The organism is Aeromonas sp. JL9 (assembly GCF_024436075.1).
Lineage (GTDB): Bacteria > Pseudomonadota > Gammaproteobacteria > Enterobacterales > Aeromonadaceae > Aeromonas > Aeromonas veronii.
Genome location: NZ_JANFNV010000001.1, coordinates 126083 through 145328 on the forward strand (window position 1 = coordinate 126083; position 19246 = coordinate 145328).

18 protein-coding genes are annotated in these 19246 nt (G+C 61.5%); 3 read left to right on the top strand and 15 right to left on the bottom strand.

Features of this window, described 5'->3' with window-relative positions; translation table 11 throughout:
- Positions 1-11: 11 nt before the first annotated feature.
- The 9 genes from NOM06_RS00635 to NOM06_RS00675 all read right to left on the bottom strand — a co-directional run bounded on the left by NOM06_RS00635 (position 12) and on the right by NOM06_RS00675 (position 8740).
- Complete coding sequence (locus NOM06_RS00635; RefSeq protein WP_255909138.1) at positions 12-737, bottom strand: copper homeostasis protein CutC; 726 nt, start codon at positions 735-737, stop codon at positions 12-14.
- Between the two features lie 41 nt (positions 738-778).
- Entirely contained in the window at positions 779-1681 is a 903-nt protein-coding gene (locus NOM06_RS00640; protein WP_042079821.1) for an ROK family protein, read from the bottom strand.
- Positions 1682-1789: 108 nt separating this feature from the next.
- The gene (locus NOM06_RS00645; protein ID WP_255909140.1) at positions 1790-2296 is read right to left on the bottom strand and encodes a GNAT family N-acetyltransferase; all 507 of its coding nucleotides are present in this window, start codon (positions 2294-2296) and stop codon (positions 1790-1792) included.
- Positions 2284-3090, bottom strand: a complete 807-nt coding sequence (locus NOM06_RS00650; RefSeq protein WP_005338409.1) for a M48 family metallopeptidase — start codon at positions 3088-3090, stop codon at positions 2284-2286. The genes NOM06_RS00645 and NOM06_RS00650 overlap by 13 nt, the downstream gene beginning before the upstream one ends.
- Positions 3091-3271: 181 nt before the next feature.
- Entirely contained in the window at positions 3272-4246 is a 975-nt protein-coding gene (locus NOM06_RS00655; RefSeq protein ID WP_005338411.1) for a PstS family phosphate ABC transporter substrate-binding protein, read from the bottom strand.
- A gap of 178 nt (positions 4247-4424) precedes the next feature.
- On the bottom strand, positions 4425-5720 hold the full coding sequence (phoR, locus tag NOM06_RS00660) for a phosphate regulon sensor histidine kinase PhoR (RefSeq protein ID WP_005338413.1): 1296 nt from the start codon (positions 5718-5720) through the stop codon (positions 4425-4427).
- 8 nt (positions 5721-5728) lie between these two features.
- A complete protein-coding gene (gene phoB / locus NOM06_RS00665; RefSeq protein WP_005338414.1) occupies positions 5729-6418 on the bottom strand; it encodes a phosphate regulon transcriptional regulator PhoB in 690 nt (229 codons plus the stop codon).
- Positions 6419-6519: 101 nt separating this feature from the next.
- The gene (locus NOM06_RS00670) at positions 6520-6930 is read right to left on the bottom strand and encodes a VOC family protein (protein WP_255909142.1); all 411 of its coding nucleotides are present in this window, start codon (positions 6928-6930) and stop codon (positions 6520-6522) included.
- Positions 6931-7060: 130 nt separating this feature from the next.
- Entirely contained in the window at positions 7061-8740 is a 1680-nt protein-coding gene (locus NOM06_RS00675) for a sigma-54-dependent Fis family transcriptional regulator (RefSeq protein WP_255909144.1), read from the bottom strand.
- A 236-nt stretch (positions 8741-8976) separates the two neighbouring features.
- On the opposite strand from NOM06_RS00675, the gene NOM06_RS00680 reads away from it, so the two are divergent.
- A complete protein-coding gene (locus tag NOM06_RS00680) occupies positions 8977-10494 on the top strand; it encodes an aldehyde dehydrogenase family protein (protein WP_255909146.1) in 1518 nt (505 codons plus the stop codon).
- 80 nt (positions 10495-10574) lie between these two features.
- Here NOM06_RS00680 and NOM06_RS00685 read toward each other — a convergent pair whose 3' ends face one another.
- Positions 10575-11360: a helix-turn-helix transcriptional regulator gene (locus NOM06_RS00685; protein WP_255909149.1), complete on the bottom strand. Its 786-nt coding sequence runs from the start codon at positions 11358-11360 to the stop codon at positions 10575-10577.
- 233 nt (positions 11361-11593) lie between these two features.
- Between NOM06_RS00685 and NOM06_RS00690 the strand changes: the two genes are divergently transcribed.
- Positions 11594-12493 (top strand): DMT family transporter, encoded by a 900-nt coding sequence (locus NOM06_RS00690; protein ID WP_164537483.1) that lies wholly within the window; start codon positions 11594-11596, stop codon positions 12491-12493.
- A 76-nt stretch (positions 12494-12569) separates the two neighbouring features.
- On the opposite strand, the gene NOM06_RS00695 is transcribed toward NOM06_RS00690, so the two are convergent.
- From NOM06_RS00695 to NOM06_RS00715, 5 genes are all read right to left on the bottom strand, one after another.
- Positions 12570-13265: a response regulator gene (locus tag NOM06_RS00695; protein ID WP_111805413.1), complete on the bottom strand. Its 696-nt coding sequence runs from the start codon at positions 13263-13265 to the stop codon at positions 12570-12572.
- 3 nt (positions 13266-13268) lie between these two features.
- The gene (locus NOM06_RS00700; RefSeq protein ID WP_227341121.1) at positions 13269-14837 is read right to left on the bottom strand and encodes a sensor histidine kinase; all 1569 of its coding nucleotides are present in this window, start codon (positions 14835-14837) and stop codon (positions 13269-13271) included.
- Between the two features lie 17 nt (positions 14838-14854).
- Entirely contained in the window at positions 14855-16405 is a 1551-nt protein-coding gene (locus NOM06_RS00705; RefSeq protein ID WP_255909151.1) for an NAD-dependent malic enzyme, read from the bottom strand.
- 23 nt (positions 16406-16428) lie between these two features.
- On the bottom strand, positions 16429-17745 hold the full coding sequence (locus NOM06_RS00710) for a 2-hydroxycarboxylate transporter family protein (RefSeq protein ID WP_255909153.1): 1317 nt from the start codon (positions 17743-17745) through the stop codon (positions 16429-16431).
- Positions 17746-18264: 519 nt separating this feature from the next.
- Positions 18265-18567: a hypothetical protein gene (locus NOM06_RS00715; RefSeq protein ID WP_255909155.1), complete on the bottom strand. Its 303-nt coding sequence runs from the start codon at positions 18565-18567 to the stop codon at positions 18265-18267.
- 165 nt (positions 18568-18732) lie between these two features.
- Between NOM06_RS00715 and NOM06_RS00720 the strand changes: the two genes are divergently transcribed.
- The gene (locus NOM06_RS00720; RefSeq protein ID WP_005349886.1) at positions 18733-19245 is read left to right on the top strand and encodes a MarR family transcriptional regulator; all 513 of its coding nucleotides are present in this window, start codon (positions 18733-18735) and stop codon (positions 19243-19245) included.
- Position 19246 lies beyond the last annotated feature (1 nt).

The window sequence follows — 19246 nt, forward strand, 5'->3', positions numbered from 1 at the left end:
CGGCGATCTGCTTAACCGCGATCCAGCAAGGCTCTGACCGCAGCCACCTTGGCGCCATCGGTGATATTGACCCGACCATCATCCGAAGTGCCCATATTCACTCCGTGCGGCACCATGCCACCGCGCCAGCCCATGCCGGACATATGCACTTCGCTCACTCCGGTGAACTCGATGATGGTACGCACGTTGTCGGCATTGACCCCGGCACCCGGCATCAGGCTGGCACGCCCCGCCAAAGCCTGCTGCATCTCCTGCAGGGTTTCCAGCCCCGCCAGCGCGGTCGGCGCATGGCCCGAGCTCAGAATGCGCTCGCAACCGGCAGCAACTATGGTCTCCAGATCGAGGCGCCAGTCGGAGGAGAGGTCGATGGCACGATGGAAGGTGACCCCCAACGGCACTGCTGCATCCACCAGCTGTTTGAGCTTGGCGGCAGGCACCCGCCCCTCCTCATCCAGCAAACCGACCACCACCCCTTGCAGACCGGCAGAGCGTGCCGCCGCGATATCTTGCAGCATCATCTCGAACTCGCCGTCGTTGAAGCAAAAATCCCCGGCGCGCGGGCGGATCATTGCGTATACCGGCACGCAGGCGTGGCGGGCTGCCTGCTGCATAAAGCCGTAGGAGGGGGTCAGGCCGCCCAGACCCAGCGCAGAGCAGAGCTCGATGCGATCCGCCCCGGATTGCTGGGCGGTGAAGAGGGATTCCAGGTTGTCGATACAGATTTCAAGACGGGTCATGAGGACTCCTTTTTCGGGGAGATCAGACCCCACATCTGATCTCATAGATTGAGCAAGGCTGCGCCGCGCACACCACCGGCACCGCCGAAGCGGGCCTGGCGGATCTCGGGCAGGGCGACCCCGGGCAGCAAGTGACCGGGCAGACGCAGCGGCAGCTGTTCATAGAGGGCGGGCAGGCCGCTCAGGCCGCCCCCCAACACCACCACTTCGGGATCAATCACCGAAATGGCGGTGGCAAGCCCGGCGGCCATGATCTCCAGCCAGCATTCGACCGTCTCGACCGCATGGGGTTCATGGGCCTCGAAGCGTCCCACAATCTGGTGACCCGTGGCACGTTGGCCATGGAAATGGTGATAGAGACGCTCCAGACCGGTGCCGGAGGCATAGGTTTCAAAACAGACCAGACGGCCACAGCCGCAACGGGGACGGGGCAACTCGGGATACTTCATCAGCATGGTCGCGGGCAAGGGGTAGTGACCAATCTCGCCAGCCAGCCAGTTGCGCCCCTGAATAAGCTTGCCCGCCAGATAGACGGCGCCGCCGATACCGGTGCCGATGGTGACGCCGAGCGCACTGCCTGCGCCGTCGGCAGCTCCCTGATGCACTTCGGACCAGAGGAAGCAGTTGGCGTCGTTATCCACCTTGACCGGCCGCTCCAGCAACTCGGCCAGATCGGCGCCCAGATGGCGACCATTGATGGAGGGCAGATTGGCCGCCACTATGCTGTGATCCTGGCTGTTGATGACACCGGGGAAACCGATGCCGACCGAGCCCCGTGCGCCGAAGCGGGCATCCGCCTGCTCGACCCGGGAGCGGATCAGCTGCTGCAACCCCTCATAATCATTGCCCGGGGTGCTCATGCGCTCCTCGTGGCAGAGGTTCAATGCACCGTCATAGACCGCGAAGGCGATCTTGGTGCCACCGATATCAAAGCCGTAATACATGCCAGCACTCCCTTGTCAGCCCGTGTTTATCCAACTCTGTTTCAAGGGGGACATTGTATTAATTCGCAAAAAAAATAAAGTGACCGAAGGCGAAAAACGGGAGAGTGATCAGAGCAAACGGCTCATTTGTCGCTGCAGGCAGGGCTGCCCGAGGCTTATCAGGGTGCGCTCCTCACCATCAAAGACGAAGCCGCGACGCAGGTAGAACCCCTCGCCTATGTGGTTGCCATCGAGCAGCCACAATTTGACGCTATGGCAACCGGCGCGGCGCATCTGCATCGCCACCGCCTGCCACAGCCGTTTGCCATAGCCTTGTCGCCAATGGTCGGGATGGAGGTAAAAGGCGCGGATCAGGGCGCTGCTCTGCCCCACTTCCTGCTGTGGTTGCCAGTAGAGCAGGCCAATCACCACCTCATCGAGACAAAGCAGCATGGGCCTTGGGCCCGGCTCGGCCAGACGGCTCTGCCAAATCTGCAGATGAGCGGTAACATCCAGTTGCTCCAGCAGGTCGGCACCGAGCACCTGGCCATAGGCAGCGAGCCAGCTGGCTCGCTGCATCACCGTCATGGCGGCGGCATCGTCGCTGCGCGCCATGCGCAGGCTTATGCCTTGCATTGGGGCACCAGACCGTTGGCGCGGGCCTGCTCATAGAGCGGCAACACTTGCGCCTGTTGCGCCTGCAACTCGGCGATCCGGTTCTCGTTGCTCGGGTGGGTGGAGAGCAGTTGCGGCGGGGTGTTGCCACCGGCGGCGGCACTCATGTTTTGCCACAGGGGGATTGCCTCGGCCGGATTGAACCCGGCGCGCGCCATCAGCTCAAGCCCCAGCCGATCCGCTTCGCTCTCCTGAGTTCGGCCGTAGGGCAACATCACCCCCACCTCGACCCCGAGGCCAAGGGCGGCCATGGTGGCGCCGCGATACTCGCTGGTGCCCATGGCAATGTCCGCAGCCGCCAGACCGATCCCCGCCAACTGGCTGCGCGAGAGCCGTTCGTTGGAGTGCTGGGCCAGTACGTGAGTCAGCTCGTGACCGATGACGGTCGCCAACTGATCCTGATTCTTGGCCACCTTGAGCAGGCCGCTGTAGACCCCGATCTTGCCGCCGGGCAGGGCGAAGGCGTTGACCTGTTTGGAGTCAAACACCACCACTTCCCAGTTGGTGATGCCATAGCTGGCCGGCACCTGGGCGGTCACCGCCTTGGCGACACAGGAGACATAGGCGTTGAGTTTGGCATCCTTGCTCACTTTCTCCTGCTTCTTCATCTGCTCGAAGGAGTCGGCGCCCAGCTGGTTCATCTGCTGGGGAGAGTAGAGCAGCATCTGGCTGCGGCCGGTCGGCGACTGGGCGCAGGCGACCAGCAGGGAACTACAGAGGGCTACCATGCCAAACTTGGTGAGGGACGCAATCATGAAGGGATCCTTTGCCATAACGTTGCCCTATTCTCGGAAATGCCGCCCTGCTGCGCAAGGGAGCCAGCCCCCGGCTGGCGGAAAAATATCCATCCTGCGCTATTAACAAAACTGACAGCCGCCAAAAACAAAACGAGCCCGCTTGGGGCTCGTTTTATCAGGGCATGCTGACTGCAGGCAGTTACATGATACCCAGCTTTTTCAGGTCAGCCTGAACCACCTTGGCCGGTACCGGCACGTAGCCATCTTTGGCAACGATGTTCTGACCTGCTTTGGAGAGCATCATCTTGACGAACTCTTGCTCCATCGGGGAGAGCGGCTTGTTCGGATGCTTGTTCACGTAAACGTACAGGAAGCGTGACAGCGGATACTTGCCGGTGATGGCGTTATCGGAGGTCGCTTCGATGAAGGTCTTGCCATCTTTGGAGAGCGGTACTGCACGCACGCCGGAGGTGACATAACCGATACCGGAGTAGCCGATGCCATTCAGGGAGGCAGAAACAGACTGCACCACGGAGGCAGAACCCGGCTGCTCGTTCACGCCGCTCTTGAAGTCGCCGTTACACAGGGCGTGCTCCTTGAAGTAACCGTAGGTACCGGATACGGAGTTGCGACCGAACAGTTGCAGATCCTTAGAGGACCAGTTGCCGTCCAGACCCAGATCAGACCACTTGGTGGCAGCCTTGGCTTCGCCGCACTTGAGGGTGCTGGAGAAGATGGCATCGATCTGCGGCATGGTCAGCCCCTTGATGGGGTTGTCCTTGTTGACGAACACCGCCAGGGCATCGACTGCAACGCGGATGGCAGTCGGCTTGTAGCCGTAACGCTTCTCGAATGCTTCCTCTTCACCGGCCTTCATGGCACGGCTCATCGGACCGAACTGGGCAACACCTTCGGTCAGGGCAGTCGGGGCGGTAGAAGAACCGGCGGCCTGGATCTGCACGTTGACGTTGGGGTACAGACGCTTAAATTCTTCGGCCCACAGGGTCATCATGTTGGCCAGGGTGTCCGAGCCGACAGAGGACAGGTTGCCCGAAATGCCGCTGGTCGGTGTGTAATCCGGCAGGTCTTTATCCACACCGGCAGCCAGGGCGCTGACAGAAAACAGGGTTGCTGCGGTGAATCCGATTACACCAGCCAGTTTGTTGAGTTTCATCCAATCTCTCCAAAGTTACAGAAGGTCCGTTCTTAAGACGGCGCCAGTATCTGACCTGGCAGTGACAAATTTATGGATTTAATGTGACACTTTAATGACATGGCGACAGATTTGAACAAATGAAAAGAGGGCCCGTTCAAAGGCCCTCTTTTTGCAGCTAACTCATTGCCACGAAAAACTATTTAATCACCACCATGCGGCTAGGAATGAGAAAGCTGAAGCGGCTGCCAAGGCCGACCCGGCTCTCGATATCGAGCTGGCAGTCGTGATGACTGAGGGCATGCTTGACGATGGCAAGGCCCAAGCCTGAGCCGCCGGTATGGCGCGAGCGTGCCTTGTCGACCCGATAAAAACGCTCGGTCAGCCGCGCCAGATGCTCGGGGGCAATCCCCTCCCCTTCATCGCTCACGGCAAACAGCGCCATCGCCCCCTGCTTGCGCCACTCCACGGTAATTTTTCGCCCCGCCGGGGTGTAGTGAATGGCGTTGTAGACCAGATTGGAGACAGCACTGCGCAGCTGCTCCTGATCCCCGCGCACCAACAGATTGGGCTGCACCACAAATTCGAGCTGGTGGGCCCGTTCGCCCGAGAGCGCTCGCGCCTCCTGTTCCAGCAGCCCCAGCATGGCAGGCATGTCCACCAGATGGGAGAGATCCACGGTCGGGGCCGCCTCGATACGGGAGAGGGTGAGCAGCTGATTGACCAGATTGTCCATCCGGATGGTCTGCTCCATCATCACCCGATGCGCCTTGGCCCACATGGCGGGCGGGGGCGGCTCCTCGGTCATCTCCAGATAGCCCTTGAGCACGGTGAGTGGCGTGCGCAGCTCATGGGAGACGTTGGAAACGAAGTGCTTGCGGGTCTTCTCGAGACTGCGCAGGCGGGTGACATCCCGCACCACCAGCATCGCCTGATCCGAGGCGTAGGGCATGATGCGAAACTCGAGAAACTTCTCCTCGTTGACCGGGGAGTGCATCTCGAGGGGCTCGTCATACGCTCCCTTGCCCAGATAGGCGTTAAAGGCCGGATTGCGAATGAGGTTGCCGATATGCTGACCGGCATCCTCCGGCCAGCGAAAACCGAGCAGTTGCTCCGCCAGCCGGTTGCACCAGAGGATACTGCCATCGGTGCGAAACACCACGGCGGCATCGGGCAGCGCCTCGGCACCCTCCCGGAAGCGGCGGATCAGCCCCGCCAGCTCGCGGCGACGGGCACGGTGACGCTGCTGCAACTTGTAGATACCGTTGAAGATGTACTCCCAGCTGCCATTGCCACTGGGGGGCACCAGGCTGCGGTCGTGCCACAGCCAGTCAGAGAGCCGCTTCTGGAAGCGATAGTGCCAGCCCAGATGCAACACCGCCGCCACCAACAGGCAGAGGGCAAGATGATCAATCAACCAGCCAACCAATGCGAAGGGGGCGTAAAAAAACGCCATTCGCCACAACTGTCGCCGCCAGGCGTAAGGTTGCAACATAACTGCCTCTAGAGACGGGTTGAGAAGCGGTATCCGGCTCCACGCACCGTCTGGATCAATCTGTCGTGCCCTGTCTCTTCAATCGCCTTGCGCAGGCGACGAATATGCACATCCACGGTTCTGTCCTCGACGTACACATTGGTACCCCAGACATTATTGAGCAGCTGTTCACGGCTGTAGACCCGCTCGGGGTGAGTCATGAAGAAGTGAAGCAGCTTGAATTCGGTCGGCCCCATGTCGAGCGCCTTCTCTTCGGCACTGACCCGGTGGGAGACAGGATCGAGTTTCAGCCCCTGCACCTCGATCACCTCGTCCACCGAGGTTGGCGACACGCGGCGCATCACCGCATGGAGGCGAGCAGTCAGCTCCTTGGGCGAGAACGGCTTGGTGATGTAGTCGTCGGCACCGGCCTCCAGACCACGCACCTTGTCCTCCTCTTCACCGCGAGCGGTGAGCATCACCACCGGGATCTGGCGCGTCACCTCATCCTGCTTGAGCTGCTTGATAAACTGGATGCCACTGCCGCCCGGCATCATCCAGTCGAGCACGATGAGTTCGGGGTAGGGTTCGCGCACCTTCGCCAGTCCATCGGCGTAATCTTCCGCTTCAATCGTCTCATATCCCTTCTGCTCCAACACGAAGCAGAGCATTTCGCGGATCGGTGCTTCGTCCTCGACCACCAGAATTCGCTTAGCCATTCCCTTCTCTCTCCTCTGTGAAGATGGGTGCGCCAATTATTAGAATTTTCTGTGACACTTTTATGACTTTATGACAGGCGGGATGATAAACGTTTTCAGATTCAGTTGGCAGCAGTACGTTGCAACAAGTCCCACCGGTTGCCACTGATATCCTCAAACACCACCACGGTGCCATAAGGCTCGTCACGAGGCTGTTCACAAAAATGAACACCGTACGCCTGCATGCGCTGGTAATCCCCCCAGAAATCAGTGGTCTCGAGGAACAGAAATACCCGACCACCGCCCTGCTGACCGATGGCAGCCTGCTGCTGCACATTGGCCGCTTGTGCCAGCAGCAACGCGGAACCGGAGACGCCTTTGGGGGCAACCCGCACCCAGCGCTTGCCCGGTTTGCCCGGTTCATCGAGCCGAGTGTCCTCCAAAAGCGCAAAGCCAAGACCCTCGGTAAAAAAGCGAATGGCCTGATCGTAATCAGCCACCAGCAGGGTCAGCGCCCCTATATGTTGTGACATGGCAGAAAATCCTCAACGGATGAGTCAACGGGCGCAATGCCCCCAGCAAGGGCGCATCATATCGGCTGGATGGGCAGGGCTCCAGTCGTCATGTGCGTCTTGAAAACGACCGATGAGGGGGAGTGAGCACTCAAGGAGCTTCGCGCAGCGTCCGGTAAAGGGTGGTGCGGCTGATCCCCAGCTGGCGCGCGGCCTCGCTGATGTTGTCGCCGCATGCCGCCAGCGTTTGCTGTACCTGCCGCCGGGTTTGTTCACGCAAGCTGATCGCATCCCCCATCGGCAAGGCGCCGGGCTCTGTGGCCACACTGGGCAGATGCAGGTGGGCGGGCTCTATCCAGCCCAACCCCTCTGCCAGCACACAGGCCACTTCCAGTGCCTGCTTGAGCTGACGCACGTTGCCGGGCAGCGGATGGGCCAGCAGCTGTTGCTCCGCATCGCGGGTCAGACGCAGGGTCGGGTCCATCTCCGCGAGCAGCCGCTGGATCAGCCCCAGACGCTCAGCGGCAGGCCAACGGCGCAGCGGCATCAGTTGCTGGCGCCAGCCGCAGATCCGGTAATAGAGGTCTTCGCGAAATGCGCCGCTCTGCACCATGGCCGCCAGATCCCGGTGGCTGGCACTGACCAGCCAGAAATCCACCACCTCCGGCTTGTGACTGCCAACCGGCGTCACGCTGCGCTCCTGCAATACCCGCAACAGTCGGGTTTGAGCCTGCAGCGGCAGTTCGCCAATTTCATCGAGCATCAGCATGCCGCCGTGGGCTGCGCGCAGATAACCCTGACTGCCCTGGCTGCGGGCACCGCTGAAGGCCCCGCCCACATACCCAAACAGCTCGGCTTCCACCAGATCTGCTGGTAACGCGCCACAGTTGACACACACCAGTGGCTGCTCCCGCCGACTCGACGCTCGGTGCAGGGCCCGCACCAGATGCTCCTTGCCGCTGCCGGTCTCCCCCTCGATAAGCAGCGAAATGCCGCGCTCCAGCATCTTGAGCGGCACCTGCTGCGGATGTGGCACCGGGCTTGAGTGACCCGGCAGCACGGTGCAGGAGGGTGTCGCGTCCGCTTCTGGCACCAGCCGCAAGCCACGCCCCTCGCGCAGCAGTTGTCTGCCATCGAAAGGGTGCTGGCCGAGCCAGAGCCGGCCTGCCCGGTTGGCGCCGAGCAGTTCCCCCTCCTCTCCCAGCAACAGGCGAGCGGACCAGAGGCTCTGGGGCTCGAGATCCACCAGCCAGCCCGGCTGACGCGCCAAGAGTGCATTTTCCAGCGTCATCGCCAGCAGCCGCACCGTGCCCAGCATATCGCCGTCGTGGTGGGCCGCATCGGTGGAGATATCGAGCACCCCGAGCAATTGCCCGTCCGGCCCCAGCAACGGACAAGCGCTGCAACTGAGGAAGCTGTGCTGGGCGAAGAAGTGCTGATTGCCGAGTACCTGCACTTCGCTCTGCTCGGCCAGCGCAGTACCGATAGCGTTGGTCCCCTTGCTCGCCTCCCCCCAGCGGGCGCCACTGCGCAAAAAGATACGCTCGGCATGGCGGGCGAACCCCTCATCACCACTGGCGGCCAGAATGGCCCCCTCACCGTCACACAACAACAGGCGACAGGGGCGTCCTGCCAGCAGCTGGGCAAACAGCGGCAGCACGAAGCGCTGGAAGCAGGCAATCAGCGCCCTGTGCTGCTCCTGACGGGCCGACAGCTCCCCCAGGGGCAGCAAGTCCAGATCGGCGCTCTGCTGGCGGCTCAGCCCCTGATGCAGGCAACGCTGCCAGGAACGCTGGATCGGACCGGGACCGGGTTGAAGTGACTCACTCATCACGCCTCCTGTTCACAAACAGCACGACTGTCTCGGCCACTGTCCAGAAACGGTACAGTTTTATCGCAATAGCCGTGGTCATTGGTTAACCAAGATACGCTGCCACACCCCATTTGATAACGTTTTTGTAACCTTTCACCTGCTGGTCAGACCCTTTGGCATGCCCCTTGCGATATCAGCTGGCAACCGGTCTGTCAGCCAGCCCGGTCAGGACCACACACATAAAGGATGATGAGATGATTTATACCGCTCCCGGTCAGGCAGGTGCCCTGGTCAGCTTCAAGTCCCGTTACGACAACTTCATTGGCGGTGAGTGGGTGGCTCCTCGCGCCGGCCGCTACTTTGAAAACATCTCGCCGGTGGATGGCAAAGTATTCTGCGAGGTCGCCCGCTCCGACGCCGCCGATATCGAACTGGCGCTGGATGCCGCCCACAAGGCGTTCACCAGCTGGAGCAAGACCAGCGTCACCGAGCGCAGCAATCTGCTGCTGCGTATCGCCGATCGCATCGAGCAGAACATCGAAAGGCTCGCCATCGCCGAAACCTGGGAGAACGGCAAGGCGGTGCGCGAAACCCTGGCGGCAGACCTGCCGCTGGTGGTGGATCACTTCCGCTACTTCGCTGGCTGCATTCGCGCTCAGGAGGGCTCGGCCGCCGAGCTGGATCAGAACACCGTCAGCTACCACTTTAAGGAACCCATCGGCGTGGTCGGCCAGATCATCCCGTGGAACTTCCCGCTGCTGATGGCGGCCTGGAAGCTGGCCCCTGTGCTCGCGGCGGGTTGCTGCAGCGTGCTCAAGCCCGCCGAGCAGACCCCGGTCACCATCATGCTGATGATGGATCTCATCAAGGACATCCTGCCCCCCGGCGTAGTCAACGTGGTCAACGGCTTCGGCGCCGAGGCAGGTCAGGCGCTGGCCACCAGCAACCGGATCCAGAAACTGGCCTTTACCGGTTCGACCGAAGTGGGCGCCCATATCCTGCGCTGCGCAGCCGACAAGCTGATCCCCTCCACCGTGGAGCTGGGCGGCAAGTCCCCCAATATCTACTTCGCCGACGTGATGCAGCACGAGAGCAGCTACATCGACAAGGCGGTGGAAGGGATGCTGATGACCTTCTTCAACCAGGGCGAGGTGTGCACCTGCCCCTCCCGCGCCCTGGTGCAGGCCAGCATCTATGACGACTTCATGGACAGGGTGCTGGCCCGTGCCCGCACCATAGTGCAGGGCAACCCCCTCGATACCGCCACTCAGGTGGGAGCGCAGGCGTCTCGCGAGCAGTTCGACAAGATCCTGGGCTACATGGAGATCGGCCGCGGCGAAGGGGCCAAGATACTGATCGGCGGCGGCCCGGCCAAGGTGAGCGGACTGGAGGGGGGGTTCTACATCCAGCCCACCATCTTCTCCGGTCAGAACAAGATGCGGGTGTTCCAGGAGGAGATCTTCGGGCCGGCACTCGGGGTCACTACCTTCAAGGACGAGGCGGATGCTTTGGCCATTGCCAACGACACCCAGTACGGGTTGGGTGCGGGCCTGTGGACCCGCGACAGCAATCTGGCCTGGCGCATGGGGCGTGGCATTCAGGCTGGCCGGGTCTGGGTCAACTGCTACCACGCCTACCCGGCACACGCCGCCTTTGGCGGTTACAAAAAGTCGGGGATCGGCCGCGAGACCCACAAGATGATGCTGGACCACTACCAGAACACCAAGAACCTGCTGGTGAGTCACGACATCAACCCGCTCGGCTTCTTCTAGCGCAAGCACATGTCATCAGAAAGGGCGCCTGCGGGCGCCCTTCTTGTTTTGCTTCACCAGATGACATGTCCGGCGATTTGTTATCGGCCTGACTGTAGGCGATAACGCTGGGGGGAGCAGCCCAGCTCCCGGTTGAACATGGCGATAAAGGCCGAGGTGGAGCCGTAACCGAGCCGCCAGCTGATCTCCTGAATGGGCATGTCCCCCTTGAGCCAGGCCAGCGCCTTGAGCAACCGCAGCCGCGCCCGCCACTGACCGAAACTCATCCCCAGCTCCCGCAGGCAGCGCCGCGCCAGGGTGCGCTCTGTGGTGTGCAGTTGTCCTGCCCACTGGGCCAGAGTACGGGGATCGGCAGGATCGCTGTGCAACGCCGCCAGCATGGGAGCCAGCAGCTTGTCCTGACTCATCGGCAGGTAGCTCTCCTGACAGCGGGTGCGCGCCAGTCGCTCCACCAGCAACTCGGCCTGACGCTGATCCCACTCATCCGCCATATGGCTTACCCGCCGTTCGCAAAAGTCGCTCAGCAGGGCGCGGATCAGCGGGGTGAGCAGTAGCAGTCTGGGCTCTGACGGCAGCTTGGCCGCCAGCTCGTGGCTGACGTAGATGGAGGTGTAGTCGAGGGTCTGCTCGTTGTAGGAGGTATGGTCGAGCTCCGCCGGCACCCAGATCAGATAGTCGGCAGGGGCCACCAGTCGCTGATCACCCAGCTCTATCTCCATGATCCCCAGACTGATCATGTTGAGCTGGCCCCAGGGGTGGGAGTGCAGCACGGTCGCGCTGTCGGCCAGCATCTGCTGGTAACTGAAATAGAGCGGATTGGGAGCGGGCAGAACGACATCTACCGGCTGAAAGTGGTGAGTGGCCATCAGCGCCCCTTGTCAGCGAGAGAGAGGAGCAGGCGTGATGCAACGCCCTGTTGGCTCGGTCGCCGGCACAGGCCAAAAGCAGCCACCAGTTGCGGGCAGACGCAGCCCGTGTGGGCCGGAATAAGGTGCATCAGAAAGAGTTGTCTTTTCTGCTGGGTCATCTGTCTGTTTTACGCTACTTGATAATATAAAGACAAGGGTAGACTTGGCCCCCTGTTAATAAGGAGCCTCTGATGCGAATCTTTTCCCCTCTTCTCTTTCCGCTGATGGCTGTGCTGATCTGGGCTACCAATACCGTGGTTTCCAAGGCGGCCGCCAGCGTGCTCGACCCCGCGGCTATCTCCTTCTATCGCTGGGTGATTGCCGCCCTGGCGCTGACCCCCTTCTGTCTGCCAACCCTCTGGCGGCGACGCAGTGAGGTTCGCCCCTGGCTCGGCAAGCTGCTGGTGCTGGCGGCGCTCGGTATGGTGCTCTACCAGTGCCTCGCTTACTACGCTGCTCACAGCACTTCGGCCACCAATATGGGGGTGATTGGCTCCCTCATTCCACTGCTCACCCTGCTGCAAGGGGCGCTCTTCTTCGGCCAGCGTCCCGGCAAACAGGCACTGCTCGGCATGAGTATCTCCCTGTTCGGAGTGCTCTGGCTGCTTGGCAAGGGCGAACCGCTCGCCCTGCTCCATAACGGCATCAACCCGGGGGATGGCATGATGTTGCTGGGCTCCGCCAGCTATGCCCTCTACGGCCTGCTGATCCGCCGCTGGCACCTGCCGTTTGGCCCCTGGCTCAACCTCTACATGCAGATCCTGCTGGCCGTACTGCTGCTGGTGCCGCTCGCTCTCAGCGCCGACTCGATGGCGGTGCCAGCCGAAGGGTGGGGACTGGTGCTCTTCGCCGGGCTCGCCTCCTCCCTGCTGGCGGCTTACTGTTGGATGCGCGGCCTCGCCTGCATGGGCGCCGAGCGCACTTCGGTCTTTATGAACCTGATGCCGCTCTGTACGGCGCTGATCGCTGTCGTCGGCCTGGGCGAGCCGATCCACGGCTATCACCTGCTGGGTGGAGGGCTGATCCTTTGCGGGGTGATGGCCTCCCAGCTGAAGGGGCGTGCGCCGGTAGCCGAACGGGAAGCCGCCTGAGAACGTACATCGTCCGGAAACAACAAGGGAGCCCATGGCTCCCTTGTTGTTTCTGCAATACACGCCAGTGAGCACCTCAACCGGCCCGGCGCCAGCGGTAGCGCCGCTCCGGCCGCCCCCGCTGACCGTAGTTGAGATCTACATCCACCCGATCTTCCGACTCCAGATACTCCAGATAGCGGCGCGCCGTGGTGCGGCTGAGGGAGAGTCGCAGCGCCACCGTGTCGGTGGAGAAGACGTTCTCCGGCTCGCCCGCCAGCAGATCCAGCACCTGACGCAGGGTGATGCTGTCGATCCCCTTGGGAGTGACACGCATCTCCTTGATCTGGGAGCGCCCCCCCTTGCCCAGCAACTTGTCGAGATCTTCCTGCTCCAGCCGACCCCGCTCGCACAGACGGCTGTGCAGTTGCAGGATCTCGTCCAGACTCTGCTGGATGCGAAACAGCCGCAATGGTTTGATGACGTAGTCATGAACCCCCAGATTGAGGGCCTGCTGGATGGTCTCCACATCGCGCGAGGCGGTGACCATGATGACGTAGGCTTCGCGGTTGTGGCTGCGCAGGCGGCTCACCCACTCAAGGCCGGAGCCATCGGGCAGGGAGACATCCACCAGCAGCAGTTGGGGCACCACACCGGCCATCATGGCATCGGCCTGGGCCAGGGTGCCGGCCCGCCCCAGCAGGGAGAAACCGGATGTCGCCGCCACCAGTTCTGACAAGATGGCACCGATCCGATCGTCATCTTCAATAACAAGCGTGATTATTGGGTCCATGGCTCACATTAATTGGTTTTTATTCAAGTAGATACCAAACAGGGTGGTCTGCTCGGCGGTTCGCCGCCATTCTATCACACCCTCGTGCCGACCCACGGTCTCCTTGACCAGGAACAGACCCACCCCGTGATCGCCGCTCTGGCGACTCACCCCGTAATCGAACAGATGATCGGCCAGCTCCTCGTCGACCCCCTCGCCGCTATCCTCCACCTCGATCACCAGTCGCCGCCCCACATCGCACAGAGAGAGCAGCACCCGCGGCGGCCGCTGCTGGCGGTTGCGCCAGGCCGCCAGCAGACCGTTGTCCAGCAGGTTGCCAATGAGGGTGATGAGATCGGCCGAGACCGAGGCCGGATACTCCGCCAGCGCCGAATCGGGATCGAGCTCCAGGGTCACCCCCAGCTCGCGGGCCCGGCTGAACTTGCCGAGAATAAGCCCCGCCACCGGCTTGTTGTCGATCAGCCGCAGCAGCTCCTGCAGCATGGTCTGGCACGCTTCGTTCTCCTGCTGGATCAGCTCCACCGCCTGATCCACATGGCCCAGCTGCAACAGACCGGAGAGGCTGCTCAGCTTGTTGGCAAACTCGTGGCTCTGCATCCGCAGCATCTCGGCATACTGGCGCAGATGGGTCACCTGCACCCCCAGACAGGCGGCCACCTCCGGACGGCTGAAGATCAGCAACCGCCCCGGCGCCTTGCCCTGCACCGCCTGCCAGCGACCGACAAAGGACTCCCCCTGAATGGTGAAGCTCACCTCGCCCCCCTCCTGCTCCAGACAGGGGGCAAGGGGCGGCACCAGCTCCGCCAGCGACTGCCCCTGCAGGGCGTGGCGCCCGGTAACCGGCAGCCGCAGCTGATAGCTGGCGGTGCTGTTGATCATGTTGATGTTGCCGCGGCCATCGAGGGCAATCACCCCTTCGGTGATGTGCTCCAGCACCAGATCCTGCAGGGTGAAACGGCGCACGATTGCCTCCGGCTCCAGATCGAGCAGGGTCTTGCGCAGCAGATACTGCACCCAGAGCGCCAGCAGCAGGCCGCACCCCAGCACCGCAACGATGGCGCAGATGAGCAGGGCCACCCGCTCCATATAGATGCCCTCCACCTGCTGCATCAGGTAGCCCACCACCACGGCCCCCATGACGCGCCCATCCCCGCCAACCACCGGGGAGAAGCAGCGGATCGCCGGCCCCATGGTGCCCCGATCCTTGGAGCAGTAGCTGCGCCGCTCCTGCAGCGCGGGCCAGATATCCTCACCGCGAAACTTCTGTCCCACCAGCTCGGGGTTGGGGTGGCTGAGGCGGCGACCATGCTCGTCGGTTACCACCATATAGGTGGCATCGGTGCGATTGCAGACCGCCTCCACATAGTCGCGCAGGGTAGGGTCACTGCCCTGACGCAGGGCCTCGACCACCCGGGTATCCGCCGCCATCACCCGTGCCAGATCGCTCCCCTTATCCTGCAGGTTGCTCTCCAGCAGATGACGGATAAAGAGGGCCAGCAGACTGCCCAGAATGAGGATCAGCAGCAGGGAGAGCCCGAGAGAGAGGGTGACCAACTGGTGGCGAAGTTTCATGCACATACCTTAAAACGTCAGGACGCAGCCCAATAGTGCGGATGCCACCAGGTCTGGTCAATCAAAGGTGCCGGATCGCCAACAAAATCGGCCAATCCTTCCTCGCGGACACAGAGCGCCACCGCTCTGGCGACGGCGCGGGCCACCTCTCCCACCTGCTCGATGGGGGGCAACAGCCGGCCCGCCACCAGCGGATAGACGCCGACAGCCCGCACCGCGGCCAGCAACATGCCATCGCTGATGCGGCGCGCCTTGACGGCGCAGGCCCCGAGACCAATCCCCGGGAAGACATAGACGTTGTTGCACTGGGAGACTACCCGCCGCTCCCCCGCCACCGTCACCGGCGCAAACGGGCTGCCGGTGGCCAGCAGGGCGCGGCCATCTGTGGCAGCCCATACCTGCTCGGGGGTGGCCTCGGCGCTGCGGGTCGGGTTGGAGAGTGGCAGGATCACCGGCTGATCGCACACCTCCCCCATCGCCTGCAACACCTCGCCAGTAAAGAGGCCGCCCTGACCGCTCACCCCGATCAGCACAGCCGGGCGCACCTGACGGATGATCTCCAGCAGCGAACTACTCCCCTCCTCAACGGCGCGGGCAAACGGCTGTTGGGCGCGAGTCAGGTTGGGACGATCGCTGCAGACCACCCCGTCCTGATCAAACAGCCAGACGCCGTTGTGGCTCCCAGCCAACTGGGCCAGCATGGCGGCGATGCCGCAACCGGCAGAACCCGCGCCGACGATCAGTACCGGGGCATCGCACAAGGCGGTACCCGCCTGCTGCAACCCGGCCAGCACGCAGGCGGAGGCGACTGCCGCCGTGCCCTGAATATCGTCGTTGAACATGCAGAGCTCGTCCCGATAACGGGCCAGCAGATTGGCGGCGTGCTTGCCGGCAAAGTCTTCAAACTGCAGCACCACCTGAGGCCAGCGCTTGCGAATGGCGACCACCACCTTGTCCATGAAGTGGTAGTAGCTCTCGCCATCGATGCGCGGGGATTGCCAGCCGAGGTAGGAGTCATCCTCCAGCAGCTCGGGATTGTTGGTGCCCACATCGACGCAGAGCGGCAGGGTACGGGCCGGGTTGATGCCACCCGCGGCGGAGTAAAGCGCCAGCTTGCCGATACAGATCCCCATGCCGCCGATACCGAGATCGCCAAGCCCCAGCACTCGCTCGCCGTCGGAGATGACGATCACATCTACCTCCTGCTCCACCGACTCGAGGATGTCGTCGAGATCGTCCCTGTCATGCCAGGAGAGGTAGAGGCCGTGGCTGCGCAGATAGAGATCGCTGTGGCGCTGGCACGCCTCCCCCACCACCGGGGTGTAGATGATCGGCAGCAGCTCCGGCAGGTGGTGGCGCACCAGATCGTAGAACAGCACCGGGTTGTCCTCCTGCAACTGGCGCAGCAGCAGATGCTGGTCAAACGGACTCTGCATGGCGCTGACCAGTCGGTAGATCCGGCGCCGCTGCTGGGAGAGAGACTCCTCCTTGTGCGGCATGCGGCCGCGTACACCCTGACGCTTGCGTTCGGCATAGGGCAGGCTGGTGCCCATCATGATGTCGTTCATCTTGTTTGTTCCTCAATCCGGTATCAGGCGAGCAGGGAGATAAGAGCGGTCGCCAAAATCAGCATCACGGCACCGCCGAGACGGGAGGAGATCTGGGCAAAGGGCATCAGCTTCATCCGCTGGGCCGCCGAGAGCACGGCCACATCGCCGGTGCCCCCCATGTTGGCCATACAGAGCCCGCCGGTGATGGCTGCCTCAATGGGATAGAAACCGATCAGCTTGCCGACCAGTGCCGCGCCGAGTGCCCCACCGATTACGGTGACCATGACCAGCACGAAGTAGCTGACGGAGAAGGCACTGATCAGCTCGGGAATACTGGTATAGGCGACGCCGATCCCCACCAGCAGGGAGGGGGTCAGGTTGCTCACCACAAACTGATACCAGTCGGCCGCCGCCTGCTCATAACGGCGCGGCAGCAGGCCGCTCACCTTGATAAAGGCGACCGCCAAAATCATCAGAGCGAAGGGGTGCATCGGGATAAAGTTGCCAAGCAGGGAGCCCAGCACAAACATGCTGGAGCTGATGAAAAGGCCCATGCCGAGACTCTGCAGGGTCGGCGCTTCGGCCTGCTCATCGGCAATGTTCTGGCTACTTTCCTTGACCATCAGCTTGCCGTTGCCGGTCAGGGAGGGGTAACGGCGACCAAGGCGCGCCAGCAGAGAGCCCACCAGAATGGCCAGGGTATTGGCGATCACCACCGCCGGTACCATGCGCGACAAGAGATCCGCACTGGACATCTGCATCGGGCCGGAGAGGATCTCCACCAGAGGCACCGCGCCAGCCCCCATGCCACCGCCCATGATGGGCAGGCCGATCAGCAGCACCGCATTCTTGAAGCCATATCCCATCAGGGAGCCGACCAGCCCCACGCTCAGCAACGCCAGTGCGACGCCACCAAGAATGACCGGCAGATAGCGCATGGCGGCATTTTTCAGCAAAGCGCCGCTCATGCCGAACACCGAACCGGTCACCAGACTGGCGATAAAGAAGTTGAGAAAGCCCCCCTCCTTCATGAAGTTGGTGATGACCTGCCCCGCCTGCGCCGGCAGCAGCTGGTATTCGAACAGGGCGGCGCCACCGAAGATGGCGAGGATGGTGCCACCCCCCAGGTATTCGCGGATCGGCATGATCCGCTCACCCAGCTCGGTCAGCAGGGTGCCCAGCACAAACATCAGCGCCAACGCACCGACCATGCCGAGCGGCAGCGAGCCATTCCAGCCGGAAAAGAGAACACAGGTCGCCAGCCCCAGAAATATAAAGAGCGGCATACCGGCAATTTGTTGGCCGCCCATAAAGGCGGCCTTTTCTTGTGTGGTTTGTAGGGGAGAGAGGTTTTTCATTGTTATGTACTCTGCGTGTGATTGTGACCGCTACTTTATTGATCCCCCTCACTCCTGTCGGTTAGCCAGACTGCAAAGCCATATAAAAACATTAAAAACTTAAACATCATGGTGCCGCTAACGTGCGCAGCACAATAGAACACCAGACATCCGATACCCGACCAAGTCAGGAAACAGGGTGATAAAACTAGCGACCATAATGGCGGATATTTGGATGATCAGCAGTAATAACGATGCGATGATCTCCCCCCCTTCGGGGAAATAACAGAGCCAGATGACAAGCTCTGCGACCATTTATCGCCACAGAGCCTGTGAGTGATAATCAGCGGGCAATATCATCGCCATAACGCGAGTGCCACGGCATGCCACATCAGGGTTTGATGTCAGCATATAGGAAGCTCTCACGATGAAAAAGGGTGAGGAGAAAGATGCAAAAAGGGGAGATTGAAATAGTGATGAGTCAAGCCAGCGAATACCAGAGCACTGGCTTGAACTCACAAGGATCACACACGGTCAGGTCTATTCTGCCAACAGCAATGGAATATTGGCGGGGTCAAAATCATGACTGATATCGGTACTTCTGATAGCGCCTTCCCGATTCACGCCATGGTGTGACTCTGCACCATATTCCCCATCACTCAACAGCGCTTCAATTGCCAGATACACACATCCACTGTCATATCCATCCACAACCCGTTTCCCCCTTGTTTTATAACCCCATAATATTAGCGGATAAAAAAAGAGCTGCTCGCTGAAGCTGAAAATTTCATGAAAATAACTGCCGGATATCCTCCATTCACGGTGCAATATCCGAATCGGCAAGAGAGCCTCGAGTGGATCAGCCCCAAGAATAATATCAGGGGCTCGAATGCTGCTCGCCCTCACCAACGAAAGATCCGACCAGAAACATGATCAGCATCACACTATTTACTTAGCCTGCTAAACAAGTATGATACTTAGCAGGCTAAGTACATTGAGGATGAGAAGATGACGGATCTGGAAAGGTTGCGCGAGCTGTCGCTCGCCGAGCAGATAGCGCGGATGCACCGGCTATGGCGTACTGCCGCCGATCTGGAGCTGGCTCCCCTTGGCCTCACCCATCCCCGCTGGACCGCGTTGTGGAAGCTCTCCCGCATGGGGAACCATGTCAGCCAGAAGACCCTGGCCGAAGCCCTCGAGATAGAGCTCCCCTCCCTGATGCGCACCCTGGGCCAGCTGGAAGAGCAGGGACTGATTGAGCGTCACTGCTGCAGTCAGGACAAGCGGGCCCGCATCGTCTGCGTGACCCCGGCTGGCCAGACCCTGCTCGATCAGATCGCCGACCGCATCATGAATATCCGCCGGGAGCTGCTGGGGGGCATCGACGAGCAGACCCTGCAGCTGTTCGAAGCCACGGTGCAGCGGATCTCGGCCAACGCCCTCAGCAAGATTGAACAACACCACGACCGACAAGCCGGAGGCGATACAAGTCCTCCCGAGACCGACACAGAGAGAGAATAAG